Source organism: Nitrospirota bacterium, from assembly GCA_040754395.1.
Taxonomy (GTDB): domain Bacteria; phylum Nitrospirota; class Thermodesulfovibrionia; order Thermodesulfovibrionales; family SM23-35; genus JBFMCL01.
This window is the reverse complement of the sequence record JBFMCL010000026.1, coordinates 1-22639: the sequence shown is the minus strand read 5'-3', so window position 1 is coordinate 22639 and position 22639 is coordinate 1. Positions and strand designations below refer to the sequence as shown.

The window sequence follows — 22639 nt, the reverse complement described above, 5'->3', positions numbered from 1 at the left end:
TTGTGAACCGCAGACTCATACCCGTCACGCGCGGGAACCTGTTGCGTATGCAGGCACAACACATGCTCCCTGCATAAATGAGAAGGTGCACCCCCCTCAAACTTTCAGTTCACCACAACGTTCTACTTTATCAGTGTAATCAGTTTGAATATCGGGAGATACATTGCGACAACAATAAAGCCGACAGCGCCTCCCAGAAACACCATCAGCATGGGCTCCATCATCGCCGTAAGGTTCGATACCGCCGAATCAACTTCATCGTCATAGAAATCGGCTATCTTTGAAAGCATCGCATCGAGCGCTCCGGTTGATTCCCCGACCGCGATCATATGGGTGACCATCGGGGGAAATACCTTCGCTTTTGTGATAGGTTCTGCGAGTGTCTTTCCTCCGACAACGCCCTTTCTGACATCCATAATCGCGTATTCAATCACCTTGTTGCCTGACGTCTTTGCCGTGATCTCAAGGCCATCAAGGATGGGAACACCGCTGCTGACAAGGGTTCCAAGGGTTCGGGTAAACTTTGCCACTGCGACTTTATTCAGAAGCGGGCCGAAAATTGGCAGCCTCAGCATAATCCTGTCTATGATATGTTTGCCCTTTTCTGTCCTCCGCACCTGAACGATAAAAACAACGAACGCTATAGTTGCTCCGAGGACCAGCAGCCCTCCTATACCGGCAATGAAATTACTCATATCGATGATGATCTTGGTCGGCAGGGGTAATGTTCCTCCAAGCTGGCTGAACATCTTCGCAAAGGTTGGGACAACAAAAATCATGATGACGGCGATGACCAGAATAGCAATCGATGAAACGACTGCAGGATATACCATCGCCCCCTTCACCTTTTTCTTGAGTTTCATGGCCTTCTCAATATAGGACGCCAGCCTGTTCAGAATGGTATCAAGAATACCGCCGGCCTCACCTGCGGCGACCATATTGACATACAATTCACTGAATATCCGGGGATGTTTTTTGAGGGCATCGGCGTATGTTGCACCTGACTCGACGTCAGTCTTAATCTGTTGCAGAGATTTCCCCAACACCTTATTTTCTACCTGATTTGACAGGATGTCGAGTGCCTGAACAAGCGGCAGTCCCGCATCGATCATGGTCGCAAACTGTCTGGTAAAGACAACGATGTCCTTGTCTTTCACTCCACCGCCGATAACAGGGAGCTTGAGTCCGCCGGCTTTCTTCGCTTTTTCGGTCACAAGCGTAGCCGTAATGTTCCTTCTGCGGAGCTGGGCGATTACGTCTTCCTTTGTCGATGCGGTAATTTCTCCTGACTCAATAGTGCCCTTTCCGGTCTTGCCTGACCATTGAAATACCGTTGCCAATTTTATACCCTCCCTTTTCCAGAGGTTGCAGGCATGCCCCTCTGAATCATTTGAATAATCTCATCGGACATTGATGATCTTCCCACGGCATCTTCATAGGTTATGTGCCCCCTGGCGTAAAGTTCATATAACGACTGGTTCATCGTCTGCATGCCGTATTTTGCCTGGCCGGTCTGCATCATGGAATAGATCTGGTGAATCTTGTCTTCCCGTATCAGGTTTCTGATGGCAGGATTCGGTACCAGCAGCTCCACGGCAAGTGCCCTTCCATGCCCCGTCTTTTTCGAGAGGAGCTGCTGTGCGAAGATTCCTTCAAGAACAAAAGATAATTGTACCCGTATCTGCTCCTGCTGATGCGGCGGGAACACGTCTATTATGCGGTTGATTGTCTGCACTGCAGAATTGGTATGCAGCGTTGCAAACGTGAGATGCCCTGTTTCCGAGACAGTAAGGGCAGCCTCTATTGTCTCAAGGTCCCGCATTTCGCCTATCAGCACCACATCAGGATCCTGCCTGAGCACATATTTGAGCGCTGCCTTGAATGATACGGTATCGGCATTGACTTCTCTCTGATTGATGAGACATTTCTTGTGGGGATGGAGGTATTCGATCGGATCCTCAACAGTAATAATATGATCCGCTCTTTCATTGTTTATTTTGTCAATCATGGCTGCAAGCGTAGTAGATTTTCCGCACCCCGTCGGCCCCGTCACAAGGATCAGTCCGCGCGGCTTCTTCACCAGCTCATTGGTAATCTCCGGAAGTCCGAGTTCCTTGAATCCCCTGATTTCAAAGGGGATGGTTCTGAATGCTCCCGCAACAGCCCCTCTCTGCATGAAAATATTTGCCCTGAACCTGCTCAGCCCCTTCACCCCAAAAGAGAGATCCAGTTCATTGGTCTCCTCATATTTATGCTTCTGCGCATCGGTCAGAATGCTGTAACACAGGGCTTTGGTGTCTGCAGGTGTCAGCTGGGGATGATCGATATTCACCAGCTTCCCGTCAATCCTCAGCCTTGGAGAGCTTCCTGTGGTAATATGAAGGTCCGATGCGTTTTTGTCAATCATCATTTTCAGCAAATCATATAACGTTGCCATGTATTACTCCTTTATAGTTAATCTCCAAAGGTGACTCTCACGATCTCCTCTATTGAGGTGACTCCTTCATTGACCTTAGTAAGACCACTCATGCGGAGGGTCTTCATGCCGAGTCTGACAGCGGTCTTCTTCAATTCGTCTGCTGATGCCCCTTCCAGAATCATCTCTTTAATCTCCTGGCTCACCGGCATTATCTCATAGAGGGCTATCCTTCCCTTGTACCCGGACCCGTTACATGTAGCACACCCTTTCCCCTTGTAGCATTTTGCGGTCTTCGCCTCTTCCTCTGAAAGACCGAGCTGCACGAGTACAGACTGGGGAACTTTCTCCTCCTCCCTGCAGTCAGAACATATTTTTCTCGCAAGTCTCTGCGCAGCGATAAGGATCAGGGAAGCCGAGACAAGGAACGGCTCGATGCCCATGTTCAGCAGCCTGCTGATACTGCTGGGCGCATCATTGGTATGCAGGGTGCTCAGCACGAGATGGCCGGTCAGAGCTGCCTTCACCGCTATTTCTGCTGTCTCGAAGTCACGGATCTCCCCGACCAGAATGATATCGGGGCTCTGCCTGAGAAACGCCCTCAGTGCTGAAGCGAACGTCAGGCCTATGTCCTCCTTTACCTGCACCTGATTCATTCCCTGGAAGTTATATTCAACCGGGTCCTCCGCAGTCATGATATTAATACCCGGTTTGTTCAGATAGTTCAGGGCAGAGTAAAGGGTGGTCGTCTTGCCGCTTCCTGTAGGGCCTGTCACAAGTATCATGCCGTATGGCTTGTTCAGCGAATCCATGAATTTTTTCAGCGCTTCCTGCTCGAACCCGAGCTTGGTGAGGTCCACCTGGAGGTTTGACTTGTCCAGAATCCTCATGACGGTCTTTTCACCGAAAAGGCACGGCAGAACCGAGACACGGAAATCAATCTCTTTTTTCTTGCCGAGCCTCAGCTTGATCCTGCCATCCTGCGGCAGCCTTCTCTCGGCAATATCGAGCTTGGACATGATCTTGAGCCTTGAGGTAATCGGGTTCTTTATTTTCAGGGGCAGATTCATCGCATTGAAAAGCACCCCGTCGACCCGGTACCTGACCCTCAATGAAGTTTCGAAAGGCTCGATGTGAATATCGCTCGCCCCGGTCTTTATCGCATTTATCAGGATGCCGTTGACGAGTTTCACGATCGGTTCTTCAACCTCCTGAGCCAGCGCTTCCTCATGTTCGGTATATGCTTCCACACTGTCGAGGGCATCTCCGACAACCCTGTCGAATTCCTCGACATCGACCGAATATGCTTCATCCATCGGGCTGGCGACATCTTCCTGCAGATCCTCATCACCGAGCGTATAGTCCTTCGCCGCTATCGTCTTCGTCGCAGCCGCTTTCTTTGTCGCGATCAGCGCTTCCCCGCCTCCCCTGTAATACGTCGACATCGCACTCACGATCGACGATTCGCTCGCCACCACTACCTCAACATTATATCCCGTCATAAACTTCACATCGTCTATCACAAATACGTTCGACGGGTCTGCCATCGCGATCGTCAGCGTCGCACCTACCCTCGCCACCGGGATGATCAGATATTTCCTCGCTATCTCTACCGGTATCAGCTTCAGTATCGAGGCATCAATCTTGTAGTCAGACAGGTTTATTGCAGGCACTCCCCACTGCTTGCTCAGAAAACCGACAAGCTTCTCCTCGGTCACATACCCCAGCTTCACCAGGTTCGTTCCAAGCCGCCCGCCTTGACGCTTCTGAAGACTGATCGCCTCCCGAAGCTGATCCTCCGACACAATATTGGCCGTTACCAGCAGCTGCCCGAGTTTAGTCGCCATACTGTTTTTTCCTGATTAACCCCTATCATCCGCAGGTCTGCACGCAATGCAACCCGTTTCTCCAGATAAACACCCGATTGGCTAATCTCCGAATGTCACCCTTACAATCTCTTCAACCGTGGTGATACCGCTTTTTATTTTGGAAAGACCGCTCATCCTCAGGGTCCTCATGCCGAGTCTGACAGCGGTCTTCTTCAATTCGTCTGCGGATGCCCCTTCGAGTACCATCTCCTTGAGCTCTTCTTTGAGCATCATGACCTCATAGAGGGCTATTCTGCCCCTGTACCCGCTGTTATTGCACTGTGAACACCCCTTGCCCCTGTAACATTTGACGGTCTCCACTTCCTCTTCCGAGAATCCGAGCTGCACAAGTCCGGGAATCGGAACTTTTTCCTCTTCCTTGCAGGAGGAGCAGATCACCCTTGTCAGCCTCTGGGAAGCGATGAGAATGACAGATGCCGACACCAGGAACGGCTCAATCCCCATGTTCAGCAGCCTGCTGATGGTGCTGGGGGCATCATTGGTATGCAGGGTGCTCAACACGAGATGGCCGGTAAGGGCTGCTTTTACGGCAATTTCAGCGGTTTCGAAGTCACGGATCTCCCCGACCATGATGATATCAGGATCCTGTCTCAAAAAAGAACGCAGCGCGGCAGCAAAGGTAAGCCCGATGTCTTCCTTCACATGCACCTGGTTTATCCCTAAAAAGTTATACTCGACCGGGTCCTCTGCGGTCGAGATATTGACACCAATCTTGTTCAGGTAATTGAGTGCTGAATAAAGTGTTGTCGTCTTGCCGCTGCCTGTCGGCCCGGTCACCAGCAACATCCCGTAAGGCTTTTCGAGCGCTTCCATGAACTCCTTGAGATTCTCCTCCTCAAAACCGAGCTTGGTGAGGTCTACCTGGAGGTTTGACTTATCGAGGAGTCTCAGCACAGTCCTCTCCCCGAACAGGCATGGTACTGTCGAGACACGGAAATCGATCTCTCTCTTCTTGCCGAGTTTGAGCTTAATCCTGCCATCCTGCGGCAGCCTTCTCTCGGCAATATCGAGATTTGCCATGATCTTCATCCTTGAGGTGACGGCATTCTTTATCTGTACAGGAAGATTCATGACGGTATACATTACACCATCAACACGCTGCCTGACTCTCAGAGAAGCTTCATACGGCTCGATATGGACATCGCTCGCCCTCTCTTTAATCGCATTTATCAGGATGCCGTTGACGAGCTTCACGATCGGACGCTCTACTTCTCTTACCAGTTCGTCTTCTCTTTCCTCTACGATTTCAACGTCGTCGAGGGCTTCACCGACAACTCTGTCGAATTCCTCGACATCGACTGTATACGTTTCTTCCATTGCACCGAACGTCTCTTCCTGCAGATCCTCATCACCGAGCGTATAGTCCTTCGCCGCTATCGTCTTCGTCGCAGCCGCTTTCTTTGTCGCGATCAGCGCTTCCCCGCCTCCCCTGTAATACGTCGACATCGCACTCACGATCGACGATTCGCTCGCCACCACTACCTCAACATTATATCCCGTCATAAACTTCACATCGTCTATCACAAATACGTTCGACGGGTCTGCCATCGCGATCGTCAGCGTCGCACCTACCCTCGCCACCGGGATGATCAGATATTTCCTCGCTATCTCTACCGGTATCAGCTTCAGTATCGAGGCATCAATCTTGTAGTCAGACAGGTTTATTGCAGGCACTCCCCACTGCTTGCTCAGAAAACCGACAAGCTTCTCCTCGGTCACATACCCCAGCTTCACCAGGTTCGTTCCAAGCCGCCCGCCCTGACGCTTCTGAAGACTGATCGCCTCCCGAAGCTGATCCTCCGACACAATATTGGCCGTTACCAGCAGCTGCCCGAGTTTAGTCGCCATAATTCAACGATATATAAATGTTTTCTGAATGTCAATGCAGTGTTCTTGCAATAAATATATTGTAAAAAACCTATTAACCTTAATTATTATAGCAACAAAATTTGTTTATTTGTAAATCGATTTGTAAAATGCTTTCCGCATTTAGTATGATTAAACTGATATATGCTGAATACTCAGAAGAATGTTCCGACTTCCGCTGAACGGGAGCGTGCAGAAAGACTGAGAGAGGTCATAGCGCACCTTCTTGATGTGAACACTGCCATCCCTGTCATCGTTGAGGGCAAGAAAGACGCCATGGCGCTGAGGAGTCTCGGGCTCGCCGGCGACATCATTCCCCTTCATAACGGGAAAAATCTCTATGAGTTCTGTGACGATATCATCCATAAATTCCCGAAGGTCGTCCTGCTCACTGACTGGGACAGGAAGGGGGAAGACCTGCACAAAACCCTGTCGGATCATCTCAAAGGCCATTGGGAGGAATACTCATCTTTCAGGGAGCTTTTCAAGATGCTCTGCCAGAAAGAGATCAAGGATATCGAGGGAATTCCCAGGCTTCTCATGAAGCTCGAAGGAAACGATAGCCCTCATCTCCCCCACTTTTCGATAGAGAACCTGCCTGATATACAGTGAAAGAACTCGGCGCACGCGGTGAATTCCTGGCAGCGCGTTTCCTGAAGGGAAAAGGGTACCGGATACTGGAACAGAACTTCAAAACACCGCTTGGAGAAATCGACATCATTGCGCGTGACAGGAATACCCTGGTCTTCATTGAGGTCAAGACAAGGACGAGCGACAGTTTCGGCCATCCGTTTGAGGCAGTGAATGCCCGGAAAAAGAATAAAATGAAAAAACTTGCCCTTTTCTATCTGAAAAAAAAGGGGGGAGAATCCCCCGCGCGCTTTGATGTCATCAGCATTTTCAGCAGAGACGGAAAAAAAGAAATTGACCATATCATCGATGCGTTTGAGGTATGATGCAAGAGGGTGAACAAGGAAGATTGATCCCGTTGTTTATCGGGAGTTATATTTCTTCTCCCACTCCCAGGCTGTTCTGATGATATATTCCAGGTCGTCGTGTCTTGGCTGCCAGCCAAGTTCCCTCCTGAGCCGTGTGGCATCAGCAATCAGTGCCGGCGGATCTCCCGGCCTTCTGTCAACGTAATTAATTGGAAACCGGATTCCGGTTACCTGAATGACCTTGTCCACAACTTCCCTGACAGAGTATCCATGCCCGTATCCGCAGTTATAGATCCTGCTTCCGCCGCCTGAAGCAAGATATTCAAGGGCGAGTATATGCGCCTCAGCGAGGTCATCGACATGGATGTAATCGCGGATGCATGTGCCGTCAGGAGTAGGGTAGTCTGTCCCGAAGATATTGAGAGCGTCTCTCTTTCCGAGGGCCGTCCTCAGGGAAACGGTAATGAGATGGGTGGCGTCATTTCGCGCCTGTCCGATTCTTGCAAGCGGGTCGGCGCCGGCAACATTGAAATACCTGAGGGAGATATACCTGAAATCTTCCGTTATACCCACATCGTGCAGGGCACGCTCAACCATCGCCTTTGACGCGCCGTACGGGTTAATCGGATCCAGCGGTGTTTCCTCAGTGACGGGGACCTTTTCCGGGATGCCGTATACTGCCGCCGTTGAAGAAAAGATCAGGGTATTCACCCCGTGCTTAAGGCAGGCATCTGTAAGGTTCAGGGCATTGACAAAATTATTCCGGTAGTATTTTATTGGCTCCCTGATTGACTCATCCACAACAATATACGCAGACATGTGGATGACCGAATCGAACTGCTCCCTGGAAAAAACCGAGTCGAGGGATCGACAGTCAGCCAGATCGCTGACGATCAGGCGCCCTGAAAGCAGCGCCCATTTGTTGCCAAAGGAAAGATTGTCGTAGACAACAACATCGTGTCCCTTTTCTGCCAGGGCTTTCACGATATGACTTCCGATATAGCCTGCGCCGCCCGTAACCAGAATTTTCATAAACCTGGATATATTACCTCATGTCAGAGAGAAAATCCTACAGTATTTCATGCCTCCATGCCAGCAGCGTGACAAAAAAAATGAGAAGCAGTCAGGGTTACCTGCTGCTTCTCATTTTTTCTTGCTATGATGAAACGTTCAGCTGGTCTTTTGCTGCTCTTTTTTTTCTGATTTTATTTCCTTCTTCTTTTCCGGTTCTTTGTAGTCAACAAACTCAAGCACAGCCATCGGAGCCGAATCATTCAGCCTGTTTCTTGTCTGTATGATCCTCAGATAACCGCCATTCCTCCCTGAAAACCTCGGGGCAATCTCACTGAAAAGTTTCGCAACTACCGACCTGTTCGAAAGATAGGAAAACGCAAGTCTCTTTGCATGCAGATCACCCTTCACGCCGAGCGTAACCATCTTCTCTGCAATTCCCTTTATTGCCTTAGCCTTCGCAACTGTGGTCTCGATTCTTTCATGTTCCAGAAGGGAGTTCACCAGCCCTCTCAGAAGCGATTTCCTCTGGTTTGCAGACCTCCCAAATGATCTTCCGTCAACTCTGTGTCGCATCTTGTTCAATCCCTCCGCTCTGTAACGCCGCTTCCCTGCTGAGCGCCTCAAAATCAACCCTCATACCGAGGCGGAGCCCCATCCCGATCAGTATCTCTTTTATCTCGTTAAGGGACTTGCGTCCGAAATTCTTGGTTCTGAGCATTTCCTGCTCGGTCTTCTGCACCAGGTCAGCAATAGTCTTGATATTCGCATTCTTTAAACAGTTGTATGATCTGACAGACAGTTCGAGTTCTTCAACGCTTTTCAGGAGATTGCTGTTGAACACCGGCTCTTCATTCATATCATTGATCAGATCCCCCTGCTCCACAAAGACATCGTCCGCCTCAAAATCATCCGTTTCCAGCACGAACAGGGAAAGGTGCTCCATCAGTATGGAGGCAGCCTGCGAAACTGACTTTTCAGGGGTAATGCTGCCGTCTGTCCATATCTCCATAATCAGCCTGTCATAGTCTGTTGCCCTTCCTACTCTCGCCTTTTCAACAGTAAAATTCACCTTCTGGATAGGGGTAAAAACAGAATCAACCGCAACCATGTTAAGCGGAATGTCGTCTTCCTTGTTGAATTCTGCAGGGACATAGCCTCTGCCTTTCTTGATGTACATCTCAGCCTCGAAAGGAAAATCCTTATCCAGTGTCGCAATCAACTGCTCCGGATTGAGGAGATCGAAAGACGCGTCACCCTGGATATCTCCTCCGGTTATGCTCTTGGGTCCCTTTGCCTTTATTGTTGCGATCTTTGTCCCGTTTGAATACAGCTTGAACCTGAGTTTCTTGATATTGAGGATAATATCAACAACATCCTCCTTAACTCCCTTTATTGTAGAAAACTCGTGAAGTGCGCTCGGAATTTTCACTGCCGTCACTGCAGCTCCTTCAATTGAGGAAAGCATTATCCTCCTGAGCGAGTTGCCCAGCGTGGTACCAAAGCCACGCTCTAAAGGCTCAGCTACAAGTTTGCCATACATATCGGTCAGCGTTTCTTCATCAAACCTGATCGAATCAGGTAGCTGAAAGCCTATTTTTCTAAGGTCCATAAGGCCTCCTATGCATCGTTAATTTATAAAAGAAATAAGAATTTTTCCAGGTTTTGGCATTCCTTATTTCCCGTTTTTTTCCGTTATTTCTATTTGGAATAGAGCTCTACTATGAGCTGTTCCTGAACAGGAAGCTGTATTTCGTCACGGGAAGGAATATGGGCAACCTTTCCGGTAAAGTTTGTCCCGTCTACTTCAACCCATCCAGGGAGTCCCCTGTGTTCACTCTTTGCGATACTGTCTGCGATTTCCGGCATCTCCCTGCTGGTCTCCTTCACCTGAACCATGTCGCCGGGCTTCACTGCATAGGAAGGAAGATTGACTTCCCTTCCGTTTACCACAATATGTCCATGCCGCACAATCTGTCTCGCCCTGCGCCTGTTCGGTGCAAAACCCATGCGGAATACCATGGTATCAAGGCGGCTTTCGACAAGCTGAAGAAGAACTTCACCGGTAACGCCTTTCTTTCTTTCTGCCTCATAGAAGTATTTTCTGAACTGTTTTTCAAGGAGGCCGTATATCTTCCTTACCTTCTGTTTTTCCCTAAGCTGAATCCCGTAATCAGACAGTTTCCTGAATCCCTGCCCATGCTGTCCCGGAGGATATTTTCTTCTCTCCACAGCACATTTCTCTGTATGACACCTGTCGCCTTTAAGGAACAGTTTTTCTCCTTCCCTGCGACAGATCCTGCATAATGCTCCGATATATCTTGCCATGCTATACCCTCCTCCTCTTAGGCGGCCTGCACCCGTTGTGAGGAACAGGGGTCACATCTTTAATGAGATTTATCTCAAGCCCGGCTGCCTGGAGGGCGCGTATCGCAGACTCCCTTCCGGCGCCTGGCCCCTTCACAAAGATATCGACCTGCTTCATCCCAAAATCAATCGCTTTCCGTGCCGCTGCTGATGCAGCCATCTGGGCTGCATAAGGAGTGCCTTTTCTTGACCCCTTGAATCCCAGGTTTCCGGCGCTTGCCCAGGTTATTACACCGCCGCTCGGATCAGTTATCGTCACGATAGTATTGTTAAAAGTAGCCTGGATATGTGCTGCTCCATATGCGATGTTCTTTTTTTCCTTTTTTGCTCCCTTTTTCCTCTGTGCCATTCTCCTACGCCTCTTTCTTCTTACCCATTACCGCTTTTCTCGGGCCTTTTCGGGTTCGTGCATTTGTTTTTGTCCTCTGGCCGCGTAACGGAAGACCAGACCGGTGTCTCATCCCCCTGTAACTGCCGATATCTGTAAGTCTTTTTACGTTCATTGCGATGTCACGCCTGAGATCACCTTCAACCCGGTAATCTCTTTCCAGCACACTCCTTATTTTGACAATCTCTTCATTGGTCAGATCTTTTACCCTGGTATTCAGGTTGATCTTCGTCTCATCAAGTATTTTCTGTGAAAGAGATCTTCCGATTCCGAAAATTCTTGTCAAACCTATCTCGATTCGCTCGTTTTTCGGCAAATCAACGCCAGCAATTCTCGCCAATTTATACCCCCTGGATTGGATTAGAGAATATCAGCACAAAGCTTATCCCTGTTTTTGCTTGTGCCTCGGGTTCTCGCAAATAACCCGGATAGCACCTTTTCTCTTTATTATCTTGCACTTAGCACATATGGTTCTCACAGAAGAACGTACTTTCATTATTCAACCCCTTTGCAGAATCATTTAAACCGGTAAGTTATTCTTCCCTTAGTAAGGTCATACGGGGAGAGTTCAACAGTTACTCTGTCCCCCGGAAGAATTTTAATAAAATGCATTCTCATCTTCCCCGATACATACGCAAGAATAACCTGACCATTTTCGAGTTCAACCTTGAACATCGCGTTTGGCAGCGTTTCTATTATTTTCCCTTCGACCTCTATATTATCTTCTTTTGGCATTAGCTAAATAATATAATCTTTTTCATTGGTTTTAGTCAAGATTACCGGCTTATCAGCAGTCACAAGAACCGTATGCTCGAAATGTGCAGACCGCCTGCCGTCCATGGTTACTGCTGTCCAGCCATCTTCAAGTATCACCACCTCATGCCCTCCCTCGTTCACCATTGGTTCAATCGCTAGGGTCATGCCCGGCTGAAGCCGCGCTCCCCGTCCAGGCAGACCGAAGTTCGGGATCTGAGGATCCTCGTGAAGGTTTCTGCCTATGCCGTGTCCGACAAATGCCCTCACAACCGAAAACCCATTGGACTCTATATGCGTCTGGATGGAATGCGATATGTCAGAGACTCTCTTCCCTGCCCGCGCATTCTCTATCCCCAGATACAGCGACTCTTCAGTCACCCTGAGCAGCCTTTCTGCCTCCTGGTCTATTTCACCTATCGGGAACGTAAAAGCGGCATCTCCATAAAACCCGTCTTTGTACACACCCAGATCAATACCCAGGATATCCCCGTCTTCAAGCTCCCTGTTGTTCGGTATCCCATGGATGATCTCTTCATTCACAGACGCGCATATGCTTGCAGGGTATCCCCTGTAACCCTTAAACGCCGGAAGTGCCTCATGATCCCTGATAAAGCTTTCCACCAGCTGATCGATTGTCCTCGTTGTAATACCCGGTTTTATCTTATCCCGCAAGTAATCGAGCGTCCTGGCGACAATCAGACATGACAAGGACATTTTTTCGATTTCTTCTGGTGATTTCAAGATAACCATGTATCCTTGTCTTCAGCATCCCTGCTTCTGCATTCCCCGATATCTTGCAGTTATTTTCTTCCCCTGATTCTCCCTTTCTTGAGAAAACCTTCATATGAACGGGTGACCAGATGAGATTCTATCTGGGATACCGTATCAAGGGAAACCCCGACCGCAATGAGGAGAGAGGTCCCTCCGAAATAGAAAGGGACGTTGAATCTGCCGATCAGGATTTCAGGAATAATACAGACAGTCGCAAGGTAAAACGCACCGACAAATGTTAAACGGGAAAGCACCTTATATATATATTCTGATGTTTTCTGTCCCGGCCTGATCCCCGGTATATATCCACCGTATTTTTTCAGATTATCTGCGATATCGACCGGGTTAAAAATAATCGCCGTATAAAAGTACGCAAAAAAGAAGATCATTCCCACATAGAGGGTCGTATAGAGAACTGTGCCGGGCGAAAGCTGTCTCGATAATGCCTGAACCCAGGGCACTGCGATAAAACCTGCCACAGTCGCTGGGAACATGATGATCGAAGATGCAAATATCGGCGGTATCACGCCTGCAGTATTAATCTTGAGAGGCAGGTGCGTAGATTGCCCGCCATATACCTTGCGGCCGACTACCCGCTTGGCGTACTGTACGGGAATCTTCCGTTGCCCCCTCTCCATGTAAATGATCGCAGCAACTACCACCACCATCATCACTATAAGAAAAATCACAAAAAATATGGAAAGTTCTTCGGCCTGCAACAATCTGATGGTACTGATGACTGCACTAGGAAACTGTGCCACTATTCCGGCAAAAATGATCAGTGAGATCCCATTGCCGATACCGCGTTCGGTAATCTGCTCTCCAAGCCACATAATAAATGCCGTGCCCGATGTAAGGGTTATCATGGTCATAATCTTGAATGACCATCCGGGGTTCTGTACAAATACTCCCCCTGCCATCCCTTCAAGTCCCGCAGCGATTCCGAAAGACTGTATTGCACTGATGAAAATGGTTCCGTAACGGGTATACCTCACAATCTTTTTTCTGCCCGCCTCACCTTCTTTTGCAAGTTTGCCGAGCGCGGGAATGACAACAGTCAGCAGCTGAAGAATGATAGACGCACTTATATAGGGCATTATCCCCAGTGCAAAAATAGTAACCTTGGATAAGGCTCCGCCCGAAAACATATCAAAAAATCCCATGAGTGCGCCGCCCTTTTCATTGAGGAACTTGCTCAGTTCTTCACCGTTGATACCGGGAGTCGGAATATGCGCACCAATCCTGTACACAGCAAGCAGTGCAAGCGTGAACAAGACCCTGCTCTTGAGTTCTGCTATTTTGAATATGTTCTGGAAGCTTGAGAGAATGCCCAACTTTTTATATTACCTCTGCCTTACCACCTGCTGAAGCTATCTTGGTGAGTGCAGAAGCACTGAAAGCATCTGCCTTAATGGTCAAAGGCTTCTGAATCTCACCTGAACCGAGAATCTTAATCCCCTGTTTCAGCTCTTTTATGATGCCTTTGTCGATTAGTACTTCGGGAGTGATTGTATCAACCCCTTCTATTTTATTGATGGTGCCGAGATTGACAATTGCATATTCAGTCCTGAAAGGATTCCGGAACCCTCTTTTTGGTACTCTTCTCTGTAATGGCATCTGGCCACCCTCGAATCCCGGCCCTTTGGTCCCTCCGGAGCGCGACTTCTGTCCCTTATGGCCCTTGCAGGAGGTTTTCCCATGGCCTGAACCGATTCCCCTTCCGACTCTCTTGCTTCTTCTTCTGCTGCCTGGGGCGGGCTTGATGTCTTCAATTTTCATGATGCCTCCTGATGCTCTTCCTCAGCCTTCCCTCTCAGCTTCATGACCGCTTCAGGGTCTTTCAGTCCTGAGAGCCCGTTCAATGTTGCTTTCACGGAATTAAAAGGATTATGGCTGCGGAGGGATTTTGCGACGATATCCTGAATACCGCCCACTTCCAGAATAGCCCTTACCGCACCTCCCGCAATAATTCCGGTGCCCTTGACTGCAGGGTTCATGATGACCGTGCCGGAACCGAATCTTCCGATGATTCTGTGCGGTATGGTGCCTTCTCTAAGCGGGAACTTAAGGAGGGATTTCTTGGCCTGCTCAACCGCCTTCCGTATGGCTTCGGGAACTTCTGATGCTTTTCCCTTCCCGACACCGACAGTTCCTTCTCCGTCTCCGACAACGACGAGCGCAGTGAATGAAAAGCGCCTTCCACCTTTCACTACCTTTGCAACCCTGTTTATATGTACCACCTTATCCCGTAAGTTCAGTCCGTCTGGATCAATCTTCTCCACATACCCTCCTAAAACTCTAATCCTGCTTCTCTGGAAGCGTCTGCCAATGCCTTGATACCGCCATGATAAATATATCCGCTCCTGTCAAAAACAATTTTCCTTATGCCTTTTTCCAAAGCCCTCTTTGCGATAAGCTCTCCAACCTTTTTCGCGGTGGGGATATTCCCCTTATGGGACTTTTCTTCCTTTATTTCCTTGTCAAGACTCGATGCGGTCGCAAGAGTCTGCCCTTTTGTATCATCGATAATCTGGGCATAGATATGATTGAGGCTCCGGTACACAGACAGTCTTAATCTTTCAGGAGTACCGAATACTTTTTTTCTGATCCGTACATGCCGTCTTTTTTTGCCTTCTTTCTTGTTTTCAGCCAAAACAACCTCCTCTGTATGCTGATCACTCCGCGCAGCCGGCTACTTCTTGCCGGCCTTGCCAACCTTGAGTTTGAGCCTTTCGCCTGCATATCTGATGCCCTTGCCTTTATATGCATCAGGCAATCTCAGGTCCTTAAGACTTGCAGCAACCTGCCCGATCTGCTGTTTGTCAATCCCGACAAGAGTAATCTGCACCATCTTTTGATCCATAGTTGCCTGAATCCCTTCAGGCAAGGTAAATTCTATAGGGTGTGAATAGCCGAGAAACAGTACGATTCTGTTACCGGTCACCTGAGCCCTGTACCCTACGCCTTTGATTTCGAGGACTTTCGTATACCCCTCGGATACTCCCACTACCATATTGCTGATAATGCTCCGTGCAAGTCCGTGCAGGGCTCTGTCGGTCTTCAAATCACCCATTCTCTCGACAGATACCTGTCCGTCGCTGATCAAAACCCTTACCCTGTGAGGGTAATTCCAGTTCAGTTCCCCTTTGGGACCTTTCACCTTAATGATGCCAGCATTTATATCAACCGTAACGTTATCAGGAAGCTTTATCGGTTTTTTACCAACTCGTGACATAACAGTTATTCTCCTTTACCACACATAGCAGATGACTTCTCCGCCGACACCTTCCCTGAGGCAGGCCTTGTCACTCAGAACTCCTCTTGATGTTGTGAGGATAGCAACCCCCAGACCGCCCATGACCTTGGGAATCTCCTTGCTGCCCACGTATACCCTCCGTCCGGGTTTACTTATCCTTTTCAGTCCTGCGATCACGCTTTCACTTTCTATATATTTCGGAATCACTCTGAGGATGCCCTGTTTTCTGTCTTTCAATATTTTATAGGCCCTGATAAAACCTTCTTCTTTCAGAATCTTCGCAATTTCCAGCTTCATCTTTGAAATCGGGATATCAACCTTGTCCGCTTTAATATGCACCGCATTTCGTATTCTTGTAAGCATGTCCGCAATGGGATCAGTCAGCATTATTAATCACCTCCATTAGGGTCATAGACTACCAACTTGCCTTTACAACCCCGGGGATCTGGCCTTCAAGTGCAAGTGTTCTGAAACAGATCCTGCACATCCCGAACTTTCGCAGATACGCCCTTGGCCTGCCGCATATTTTACATCTGTTATATGCCCTCACGGCGAATTTTGGTTGCCTTTTTGTTTTTTCGATCATACACGTTTTTGCCATTACCTGCTCCCTCTTAATTTCTGAACGGCATTCCTAAATGACGCAAAAGGGCCTTGCTTTCCTTATCTGTCTTTGCTGTAGTACAGAAACTGATATCGAGCCCGTGAACCATTTCAACTTTATCGTAGTCTATCTCGGGGAATATAAACTGCTCCTTAAGGCCCAGAGAATAGTTTCCTCTTCCATCGAACGATTTTCCGGAAATGCCCCTGAAATCCCTTATTCTCGGGAGAGCAACACTGATAAGCCTGTCCATGAATTCATACATCATATTCCCCCTGAGCGTTACCTTGCAGCCAATGGGCATTCCCTTCCGCAACTTAAATGCAGCGATCGATTTCTTGGCTTTGGTCACAACTGCCTTCTGTCCTGATATCATTGAAAGCTCCTTCTGCGCAGCATCAAGAAGCTTAATATTCTGTATGGCTTCGCCCAGACCGACATTCAGCACCACTTTCTGCACTTTGGGGACTTCCATAATATTCTTATAGGAAAAATCCTTCATCATACTGGGGACGACTTCTGTAAGGTATTTTTCTTTGAGTCTTGGTTTCATTAGGAATCTATAACCTCCCTGCATTTTTTGCATACCCGCAATTTCCTTCCGTCCTGCAGTACTGAATTGCCAATCCTTGTCGGCTTGCTGCATTTCGGGCAGACCAGCATTACGTTCGAGATATGCAAAGGCGCTTCTTTCTCAATGATTCCGCCCTGGGTATACTTTCTCGTCGGCTTCATATGTCTCTTGATGACATTTATCTTCTCCACCAGAATCCTTTCCTTCAAAGGGTACACCGAAAGGACTCTGCCCTTTTTGCCCTTTTCCTTGCCGGTCATTACCAGCACCGTGTCATTTTTCTTTATCCCCAAACCCATAACTCTCCTATAGAACCTCCGGGGCCAGGGAGATGATCTTTGCAAACTCCCTCCACCTGAGTTCTCTCGCCACAGGGCCGAATATTCGTGTCCCGACAGGCTCGCCCTGCGGGTTTATAAGAACCACCGCATTCTGGTCAAAACGTATGTAGGATCCGTCAGCCCTCCGGTGCTCTTTCTTTGTCCGCACCACGACAGCTTTTGCAACAGTTCCTTTTTTGATATTACTGTCAGGTAAGGCCTCCTTAACACTGACAACCACTATATCACCGAGTCTGGCGTATCTCCGGTGAAAACCGCCGAGCACTTTTATGCACTGCACCTTCTTGGCTCCGGAATTGTCTGCTACTTCGAGCATGCTCCTCAACTGAATCATCTTCGATCACTCCAATCAGCCTCTATTCTATTATGATCCACCTCTTCTCCTTACTGAGAGGCCTCGTTTCGATAATCTTTACCGTATCTCCGATCTGGCATTTGTTGTTCTCATCATGAGCCTTAAACTTTGTGACCCTCTTCACTGTCTTCTTGTACTTGGGGTGCTGAAAAAGCCTGGTGACTGCCACAACTGCTGTTTTGTCCATCTTGTTGCTGATTACTTTTCCCGTATAAATCTTTTTAGTCACTTCTCCCTCTCTTCAAGAGAAACGTTGTGAGCGAGAAGTCAAGAATAATGGGTTCTGATGTGTCCATTCTTAACTTTTCGCTCTTAACTTTTCACTCTTTATTGTCAGTACCCTGGCAATATCCTTTCTGACTGTACGGATACGCATTGGATTTTCTATCTCACCGGTAGCCTGCTGAAACCTCAGGTTGAAAAGCTCTTTCCTCAGGTCCTGTTCTTTCTGGTTCAGCTCATTTACTGTCATGGCTCGAAATTCGGATGTTTTCACAGAACCTCCTCATCCCTCTTCACAAACTTTGTCGCCACAGGCAATTTGTGTGACGCAAGGCGCATTGCTTCCTTTGCAACTGCTTCGGTAACGCCCGACATCTCATACAGCACTCTGCCGGGTTTGACAACCGCAACCCAGTATTCAGGTGCCCCCTTGCCTTTTCCCATTCTTGTCTCAGCCGGTTTTTTTGTTATCGGCTTGTCGGGAAAAATCCGTATCCAGACCTTACAACCCCTCTTGGCATGACGGGTAATGGCAATTCTGGCCGCCTCAATCTGGCTGCTCGAAACCCATCCGGGCTCCATCGCCTTCAACCCGAACTCTCCGAATGACACAGCGGAACCGCTGTAGGCTTTCCCGTTCATTCTGCCTTTCTGCATTTTTCTGAATTTGACCTTTTTGGGCATCAACATAATATCACCTAAATCTCTTTCGTTCTGCTTTCCGGAAGAATATCTCCATGGTACATCCAGACCTTCACGCCGATTACTCCGTATGTTGTCCGTGCCTTTGCAAAACCGTAGTCAATATTAGCCCTGTATGTGTGAAGAGGGACCCTGCCCTCCCTGTACCATTCAGACCGTGCAATCTCAGCTCCGGCGAGCCTGCCGGAACACGATACTTTCACCCCGAGTGTGCCGAATCTCAGGGCCGATGCGACGGACTTTTTCATCGCCCTTCTGAACGCAACCCTTTTTTCCAGCTGCAGCGCGATATTTTCCGCAACGAGCTGGGCATCGACCTCGGGTTTTCTTATCTCTTTGATATCGATGGATACTTCTTTGCCTGTCACATCCTTCAGGTCTTTTCTGAGTTTTTCCACTTCAGACCCTTTTTTCCCTATGATTATCCCGGGCCTTGCGGTATGTATGATCACCCTAATATTCTGTCCTGCCCGCTCGATTTCTATCTTGGGAACTCCCGCATGATAAAGCCTTTCCTTCAGCATCCTTCTGATCGATATGTCCTCCAGAAGCTGCTCGCTGTAAGCCTTGCCTGCAAACCATCTTGAATCCCAGGTCTTGATTATTCCCAGCCGACTTCCTATTGGATGCGTCTTCTGCCCCAAAATCTACCTCCTCTTACCCTTCCTCAGATAATACCAATGTAATATGGGAAGTCCTTTTCCGGATAATATTGGCCCTTCCCATAGCCCTTGGCTCAACCCTTTTCATGACCGGCCCCTGGTCAACAAAGGCCTTCACAATCTTCATTTCTTCAGGATTTACCGCCTTCTTCTGTTCCGCATTCGCTATCGCAGATTTCAGGAGTTTTTCAATAAACCGTGCCCCCCTGTATGGCATAAACTTGAGGAACATCAGTGCATCCCCTGCGCTTTTATACCGTATGAGATCCACTACCCTCCGTGCTTTTCTGGGTGTTATCCTCGCATATTTTAAAATTGCCTTTGATTCCATAATAAACTCTTCTTATCCTTTTGCAGACGAAGACTTATCCCCGCCTGAATGGCTTCTGAATGTTCTTGTTGGTGCAAATTCGCCGAGCTTATGCCCGACCATATTTTCTGTAACATAGACAGGAATAAACTTCTTCCCGTTATGCACCGCAAATGTGTATCCGATAAACTCCGGCACAATTGTTGAGCGGCGTGACCATGTTTTTATGAGCTTTTTCTCCCCGGTGTCTATCATGGTCTTAACCTTTTTCATCAGCTTTTCATCCACAAACGGACCTTTTTTCAGAGACCTTGGCAACCTACTTCCTCCTCTTAATTATTAGTCTGTCAGTTCTCTTGTTCTGTCTTGTTTTGACTCCCTCGGGTTTCCCCCACGGGGTACATGCAGGTCTGCCACCGGAAGCCTTTCCTTCGCCGCCACCAAGGGGATGGTCAATGGGGTTCATTGCAACGCCTCTTACATGGGGTTTCTTTCCCATCCAACGTTTCCGGCCAGCCTTCCCATAAGAGATATTCTCATGGTCCGGATTGCTTACCTGGCCGATCGTTGCCATGCAGTCCGCGGGAATCAGCCGCACTTCGCCGGAAGAGAGTTTGACCTGCACATATTTCTCTTCCTTTGCGATCAGCTGCGCTGAAGCACCGGCGCTCCTGACAAGTTTTGCACCTTCGCCGGGACGCAGTTCAATATTATGAATGAATGTTCCCAACGGCATGTCGTTCAGAGAAAGCGCGTTGCCTGTTTTGATCTCAGCACCTTTTCCGGAGACAAGCTCTTCACCGACCTGAAGCCCTGAAGGCGCGATGATATACCTCTTCTCCCCGTCCTTATAATGGAGGAGTGCGATCCTTGCGGACCTGTTCGGGTCGTATTCCACTGTGGCCACCCTTGCCGGAATACCGGTCTTATCCCGCCTGAAGTCGATCAGTCTGAGCGCCCTCCGGTTGCCACCGCCTCTGTGCCATACAGTAACCCTGCCTGTATTGTTCCTGCCACCCGTTTTTTTCAGGGATTTCAGCAACAACTTACAGGGCTTGTCAGTCGTAATATCCGCGAAATCGGAAACCGTTTGAAATCTTCTGCCCGGTGATGTCGGATTATATTTCTTCAGTCCCATTATACACCTTCAATAAAATCAAGTTTTTCGCCCTTCTTAAGGGTAATAACCGCCTTTTTCCTGTCAGGCCGTTTTCCCGTGAACCGTCCGTATCTCTTCCATTTCCCGGGTGCCGTAATCGTCGAAACCTTCTCAACCTTCACCTTGAAAATCTCTTCAATGGCTTTCTTGATGTCGATCTTGTTGGCGTCGCTGGACACCTCAATGAGTATCTTATTCTGCGCTTCCTTGAGACCGGCGCCTTTTTCCGTAAAAAGAGGTTTCTTTATTACCGTGTACAAGTTTTTCATGATCCCTTTATTTCCTCAAGTTTTGCCGCTGCCTCCTTTGTCATAAGGAGCATATTGTTCGCAAGAACCTCGTAAGCATTGAGATCCGTAGTCCTCGTTACGCGCACTCCGGGGATATTTCTGGCTGAAAGCACGATGTTGTCATCTTTTTCCGGCAGGACGATCAGAACGCTTTTGTTATCCAGTCCAAGCCCTTTCAGAATCGAAATCATTTCCTTGGTTTTTGGCTTTTCGACAGACAACGCGTCTATAACCACAACCTCTCCGCTCGAAAGCTTTTCATGAAAAGCTGCAAGCAGGGCAAGCCGTTTTACTTTTTTCGGAAGTTTAAATGAATAATCTCTCGGCTGCGGACCAAAGATCGTGCCGCCACCCCTCCAGAGGGGAGAACGGATACTGCCGGCACGTGCCCTTCCCGTATGCTTCTGTCTCCAGGGTTTCTTGCCCCCGCCGCTGACAAAGCCTTTTGTCTTTGTTGCATGATTGCCCTGTCTCTGGTTTGCAAGATAATTGACTACCGCATCATGGAGTACCCCCTGTTTTGGATAATCTTCCATGAGAGTATCCAGCATACTCAATTTCCCGACTGTATTGTTGCTTCTGTCTTTAATGTCGACTTCTGGCATCTTAATTTTCCTTTTTTATCTCTATCAGTGTTCCTATGGCTCCCGGAACCGCACCCTTAATGAGGAGAAGGTTCTGCTCAGTCCTGACATCAATGATCTCAAGGTTTCTTACGGTAACCCTTTCCGATCCCATATGTCCGGGAAGTTTCTGATTCTTCCATACTCTTGACGGGAATGAACTTGCCCCGATTGAACCCGGCGCACGATTGAACATTGATCCGTGGGAGCCCGGCCCGCCGGAAAAATGGTGCCTCTTCATGACACCCTGAAACCCTTTTCCCTTTGAGACTCCGGAGACAGACACGATGTCTCCCTTTGCAAATCTCTCCACAGTCACAAATTCACCCACGCTGAGTCCGCCAATAGGGAACTCCTTCAATATCCTGTATGGCTTGACCCCTGCTTTCTTGTATACACCTGCCATAGGTTTTTTTATCTTCTTTTCCTTTGTCTCTGAAAATCCCAGCTTCACCGCTTCATAGCCGTCGCTCTGGAGGGTTTTCACCTGAACAACGCAACATGGTCCTGCTTCAATAACAGTGACCGGAAACGCTTTTCCGTCTTCAGTATATACCTGTGTCATTCCAAGTTTCTTGCCTAATATCCCTACCATTACTTTATCTCCAAAATATAATTCAATTTATTGCAATATCAGTTTCATTCCGGACTTGTGCTATAATTTGATCTCGACATCAACTCCTGCTGAAAGTTCCAGCTTCATCAGTGCATCAACCGTCTGCGGAGTCGGGTCAACGATATCGATAAGCCTCTTGTGGGTCCTGATCTCAAACTGTTCCCTTGATTTCTTGTCAACATGCGGGGATCGGAGAACAGTCACCCTGCTTATTCTCGTTGGCAGGGGCACCGGTCCTGTAATCCTTGCACCGGTTCTCTGCACGGTGTCCACAATCTCCTTCACCGACCTGTCGAGAATCCTGTGGTCATAAGCCCTTAATTTTATTCTGATCTTCTGGTTCACGGTTTTCTCTCTTTACCCTTAATCTTTCGCCTTTAAGTTATCTTACGCAATTACCTCGGTTACCACACCGGCCCCGACAGTCCTTCCCCCCTCACGGATGGCGAACCTCAGTTCCTTTTCCATCGCGATGGGGGCAATCAGCTCCACCTCAAGGGTGACATTGTCCCCGGGCATCACC

The 22639-nt window shown here is 48.5% G+C and carries 37 protein-coding genes; 2 read left to right on the top strand and 35 right to left on the bottom strand.

Annotated features, from left to right (window positions below; genetic code table 11):
- Positions 1 to 122: 122 nt before the first annotated feature.
- From AB1552_12120 to pilB (AB1552_12105), 4 genes are all read right to left on the bottom strand, one after another.
- Positions 123 to 1340: a type II secretion system F family protein gene (locus AB1552_12120; protein ID MEW6054514.1), complete on the bottom strand. Its 1218-nt coding sequence runs from the start codon at positions 1338 to 1340 to the stop codon at positions 123 to 125.
- A gap of 2 nt (positions 1341 to 1342) precedes the next feature.
- Positions 1343 to 2437 (bottom strand): type IV pilus twitching motility protein PilT, encoded by a 1095-nt coding sequence (locus tag AB1552_12115; protein ID MEW6054513.1) that lies wholly within the window; start codon positions 2435 to 2437, stop codon positions 1343 to 1345.
- Positions 2438 to 2454: 17 nt separating this feature from the next.
- A complete protein-coding gene (gene pilB, locus AB1552_12110; GenBank protein ID MEW6054512.1) occupies positions 2455 to 4263 on the bottom strand; it encodes a type IV-A pilus assembly ATPase PilB in 1809 nt (602 codons plus the stop codon).
- 81 nt (positions 4264 to 4344) lie between these two features.
- Positions 4345 to 6153 (bottom strand): type IV-A pilus assembly ATPase PilB, encoded by a 1809-nt coding sequence (gene pilB, locus AB1552_12105; GenBank protein MEW6054511.1) that lies wholly within the window; start codon positions 6151 to 6153, stop codon positions 4345 to 4347.
- Positions 6154 to 6315: 162 nt separating this feature from the next.
- On the opposite strand from pilB (AB1552_12105), the gene AB1552_12100 reads away from it, so the two are divergent.
- Together AB1552_12100 and AB1552_12095 are read left to right on the top strand one after the other, a co-directional pair.
- Complete coding sequence (locus AB1552_12100; GenBank protein MEW6054510.1) at positions 6316 to 6783, top strand: toprim domain-containing protein; 468 nt, start codon at positions 6316 to 6318, stop codon at positions 6781 to 6783.
- Positions 6780 to 7127 carry a YraN family protein gene (locus AB1552_12095; GenBank protein MEW6054509.1) on the top strand — a complete coding sequence of 116 codons (348 nt, stop codon included), beginning with the start codon at positions 6780 to 6782 and terminating at the stop codon, positions 7125 to 7127. The genes AB1552_12100 and AB1552_12095 overlap by 4 nt, the downstream gene beginning before the upstream one ends.
- A gap of 36 nt (positions 7128 to 7163) precedes the next feature.
- Here AB1552_12095 and galE read toward each other — a convergent pair whose 3' ends face one another.
- From galE to tuf, 31 genes are all read right to left on the bottom strand, one after another.
- Positions 7164 to 8141, bottom strand: coding sequence for a UDP-glucose 4-epimerase GalE (gene galE, locus AB1552_12090; protein MEW6054508.1), 978 nt, complete (start codon positions 8139 to 8141; stop codon positions 7164 to 7166).
- A 138-nt stretch (positions 8142 to 8279) separates the two neighbouring features.
- On the bottom strand, positions 8280 to 8696 hold the full coding sequence (rplQ, locus tag AB1552_12085; protein MEW6054507.1) for a 50S ribosomal protein L17: 417 nt from the start codon (positions 8694 to 8696) through the stop codon (positions 8280 to 8282).
- Positions 8680 to 9732 (bottom strand): DNA-directed RNA polymerase subunit alpha, encoded by a 1053-nt coding sequence (locus tag AB1552_12080; GenBank protein ID MEW6054506.1) that lies wholly within the window; start codon positions 9730 to 9732, stop codon positions 8680 to 8682. The genes rplQ and AB1552_12080 overlap by 17 nt, the downstream gene beginning before the upstream one ends.
- Positions 9733 to 9821: 89 nt before the next feature.
- Complete coding sequence (rpsD, locus tag AB1552_12075; GenBank protein ID MEW6054505.1) at positions 9822 to 10448, bottom strand: 30S ribosomal protein S4; 627 nt, start codon at positions 10446 to 10448, stop codon at positions 9822 to 9824.
- A gap of 1 nt (position 10449) precedes the next feature.
- On the bottom strand, positions 10450 to 10836 hold the full coding sequence (rpsK, locus tag AB1552_12070) for a 30S ribosomal protein S11 (protein ID MEW6054504.1): 387 nt from the start codon (positions 10834 to 10836) through the stop codon (positions 10450 to 10452).
- Between the two features lie 4 nt (positions 10837 to 10840).
- A complete protein-coding gene (gene rpsM / locus AB1552_12065; GenBank protein ID MEW6054503.1) occupies positions 10841 to 11215 on the bottom strand; it encodes a 30S ribosomal protein S13 in 375 nt (124 codons plus the stop codon).
- 42 nt (positions 11216 to 11257) lie between these two features.
- Positions 11258 to 11371: a 50S ribosomal protein L36 gene (gene rpmJ / locus AB1552_12060; protein ID MEW6054502.1), complete on the bottom strand. Its 114-nt coding sequence runs from the start codon at positions 11369 to 11371 to the stop codon at positions 11258 to 11260.
- A gap of 20 nt (positions 11372 to 11391) precedes the next feature.
- Positions 11392 to 11610 (bottom strand): translation initiation factor IF-1, encoded by a 219-nt coding sequence (gene infA, locus AB1552_12055; protein MEW6054501.1) that lies wholly within the window; start codon positions 11608 to 11610, stop codon positions 11392 to 11394.
- A gap of 3 nt (positions 11611 to 11613) precedes the next feature.
- On the bottom strand, positions 11614 to 12381 hold the full coding sequence (gene map, locus AB1552_12050) for a type I methionyl aminopeptidase (protein MEW6054500.1): 768 nt from the start codon (positions 12379 to 12381) through the stop codon (positions 11614 to 11616).
- A gap of 50 nt (positions 12382 to 12431) precedes the next feature.
- Positions 12432 to 13730: a preprotein translocase subunit SecY gene (gene secY, locus AB1552_12045; protein MEW6054499.1), complete on the bottom strand. Its 1299-nt coding sequence runs from the start codon at positions 13728 to 13730 to the stop codon at positions 12432 to 12434.
- Positions 13731 to 13740: 10 nt separating this feature from the next.
- Positions 13741 to 14181: a 50S ribosomal protein L15 gene (gene rplO / locus AB1552_12040; protein ID MEW6054498.1), complete on the bottom strand. Its 441-nt coding sequence runs from the start codon at positions 14179 to 14181 to the stop codon at positions 13741 to 13743.
- Positions 14178 to 14684, bottom strand: coding sequence for a 30S ribosomal protein S5 (rpsE, locus tag AB1552_12035; GenBank protein MEW6054497.1), 507 nt, complete (start codon positions 14682 to 14684; stop codon positions 14178 to 14180). The genes rplO and rpsE overlap by 4 nt, the downstream gene beginning before the upstream one ends.
- An 8-nt stretch (positions 14685 to 14692) precedes the next feature.
- On the bottom strand, positions 14693 to 15055 hold the full coding sequence (rplR, locus tag AB1552_12030; protein MEW6054496.1) for a 50S ribosomal protein L18: 363 nt from the start codon (positions 15053 to 15055) through the stop codon (positions 14693 to 14695).
- A 39-nt stretch (positions 15056 to 15094) separates the two neighbouring features.
- A complete protein-coding gene (gene rplF, locus AB1552_12025; protein MEW6054495.1) occupies positions 15095 to 15637 on the bottom strand; it encodes a 50S ribosomal protein L6 in 543 nt (180 codons plus the stop codon).
- Between the two features lie 15 nt (positions 15638 to 15652).
- The gene (gene rpsH, locus AB1552_12020) at positions 15653 to 16048 is read right to left on the bottom strand and encodes a 30S ribosomal protein S8 (protein ID MEW6054494.1); all 396 of its coding nucleotides are present in this window, start codon (positions 16046 to 16048) and stop codon (positions 15653 to 15655) included.
- A 25-nt stretch (positions 16049 to 16073) separates the two neighbouring features.
- Positions 16074 to 16259, bottom strand: a complete 186-nt coding sequence (locus AB1552_12015) for a type Z 30S ribosomal protein S14 (protein ID MEW6054493.1) — start codon at positions 16257 to 16259, stop codon at positions 16074 to 16076.
- A 13-nt stretch (positions 16260 to 16272) separates the two neighbouring features.
- Positions 16273 to 16815, bottom strand: a complete 543-nt coding sequence (gene rplE / locus AB1552_12010) for a 50S ribosomal protein L5 (GenBank protein ID MEW6054492.1) — start codon at positions 16813 to 16815, stop codon at positions 16273 to 16275.
- Complete coding sequence (gene rplX, locus AB1552_12005; GenBank protein MEW6054491.1) at positions 16815 to 17129, bottom strand: 50S ribosomal protein L24; 315 nt, start codon at positions 17127 to 17129, stop codon at positions 16815 to 16817. The genes rplE and rplX overlap by 1 nt, the downstream gene beginning before the upstream one ends.
- Before the next feature lie 13 nt (positions 17130 to 17142).
- Positions 17143 to 17511, bottom strand: a complete 369-nt coding sequence (rplN, locus tag AB1552_12000) for a 50S ribosomal protein L14 (GenBank protein MEW6054490.1) — start codon at positions 17509 to 17511, stop codon at positions 17143 to 17145.
- 22 nt (positions 17512 to 17533) lie between these two features.
- Positions 17534 to 17761, bottom strand: a complete 228-nt coding sequence (gene rpsQ / locus AB1552_11995; protein ID MEW6054489.1) for a 30S ribosomal protein S17 — start codon at positions 17759 to 17761, stop codon at positions 17534 to 17536.
- Positions 17762 to 17830: 69 nt separating this feature from the next.
- Entirely contained in the window at positions 17831 to 18028 is a 198-nt protein-coding gene (gene rpmC / locus AB1552_11990; GenBank protein ID MEW6054488.1) for a 50S ribosomal protein L29, read from the bottom strand.
- A complete protein-coding gene (gene rplP, locus AB1552_11985; GenBank protein ID MEW6054487.1) occupies positions 18025 to 18444 on the bottom strand; it encodes a 50S ribosomal protein L16 in 420 nt (139 codons plus the stop codon). The genes rpmC and rplP overlap by 4 nt, the downstream gene beginning before the upstream one ends.
- An 8-nt stretch (positions 18445 to 18452) precedes the next feature.
- Positions 18453 to 19100, bottom strand: a complete 648-nt coding sequence (gene rpsC, locus AB1552_11980; GenBank protein MEW6054486.1) for a 30S ribosomal protein S3 — start codon at positions 19098 to 19100, stop codon at positions 18453 to 18455.
- A gap of 13 nt (positions 19101 to 19113) precedes the next feature.
- Positions 19114 to 19449 (bottom strand): 50S ribosomal protein L22, encoded by a 336-nt coding sequence (gene rplV / locus AB1552_11975; GenBank protein MEW6054485.1) that lies wholly within the window; start codon positions 19447 to 19449, stop codon positions 19114 to 19116.
- Positions 19450 to 19461: 12 nt separating this feature from the next.
- Positions 19462 to 19746, bottom strand: coding sequence for a 30S ribosomal protein S19 (gene rpsS / locus AB1552_11970; protein ID MEW6054484.1), 285 nt, complete (start codon positions 19744 to 19746; stop codon positions 19462 to 19464).
- A gap of 1 nt (position 19747) precedes the next feature.
- Positions 19748 to 20566: a 50S ribosomal protein L2 gene (gene rplB / locus AB1552_11965; GenBank protein ID MEW6054483.1), complete on the bottom strand. Its 819-nt coding sequence runs from the start codon at positions 20564 to 20566 to the stop codon at positions 19748 to 19750.
- The gene (locus tag AB1552_11960) at positions 20566 to 20856 is read right to left on the bottom strand and encodes a 50S ribosomal protein L23 (protein ID MEW6054482.1); all 291 of its coding nucleotides are present in this window, start codon (positions 20854 to 20856) and stop codon (positions 20566 to 20568) included. Before AB1552_11960 ends, rplB begins: the two co-directional genes overlap by 1 nt.
- Positions 20853 to 21482 carry a 50S ribosomal protein L4 gene (gene rplD / locus AB1552_11955; GenBank protein MEW6054481.1) on the bottom strand — a complete coding sequence of 210 codons (630 nt, stop codon included), beginning with the start codon at positions 21480 to 21482 and terminating at the stop codon, positions 20853 to 20855. Before rplD ends, AB1552_11960 begins: the two co-directional genes overlap by 4 nt.
- A gap of 1 nt (position 21483) precedes the next feature.
- Positions 21484 to 22095, bottom strand: coding sequence for a 50S ribosomal protein L3 (gene rplC, locus AB1552_11950; GenBank protein MEW6054480.1), 612 nt, complete (start codon positions 22093 to 22095; stop codon positions 21484 to 21486).
- A 60-nt stretch (positions 22096 to 22155) separates the two neighbouring features.
- Positions 22156 to 22461 carry a 30S ribosomal protein S10 gene (gene rpsJ, locus AB1552_11945; protein MEW6054479.1) on the bottom strand — a complete coding sequence of 102 codons (306 nt, stop codon included), beginning with the start codon at positions 22459 to 22461 and terminating at the stop codon, positions 22156 to 22158.
- Between the two features lie 42 nt (positions 22462 to 22503).
- Positions 22504 to 22639 (bottom strand): elongation factor Tu (gene tuf, locus AB1552_11940; GenBank protein ID MEW6054478.1); only part of this gene is annotated, 136 nt, incomplete at its 5' end.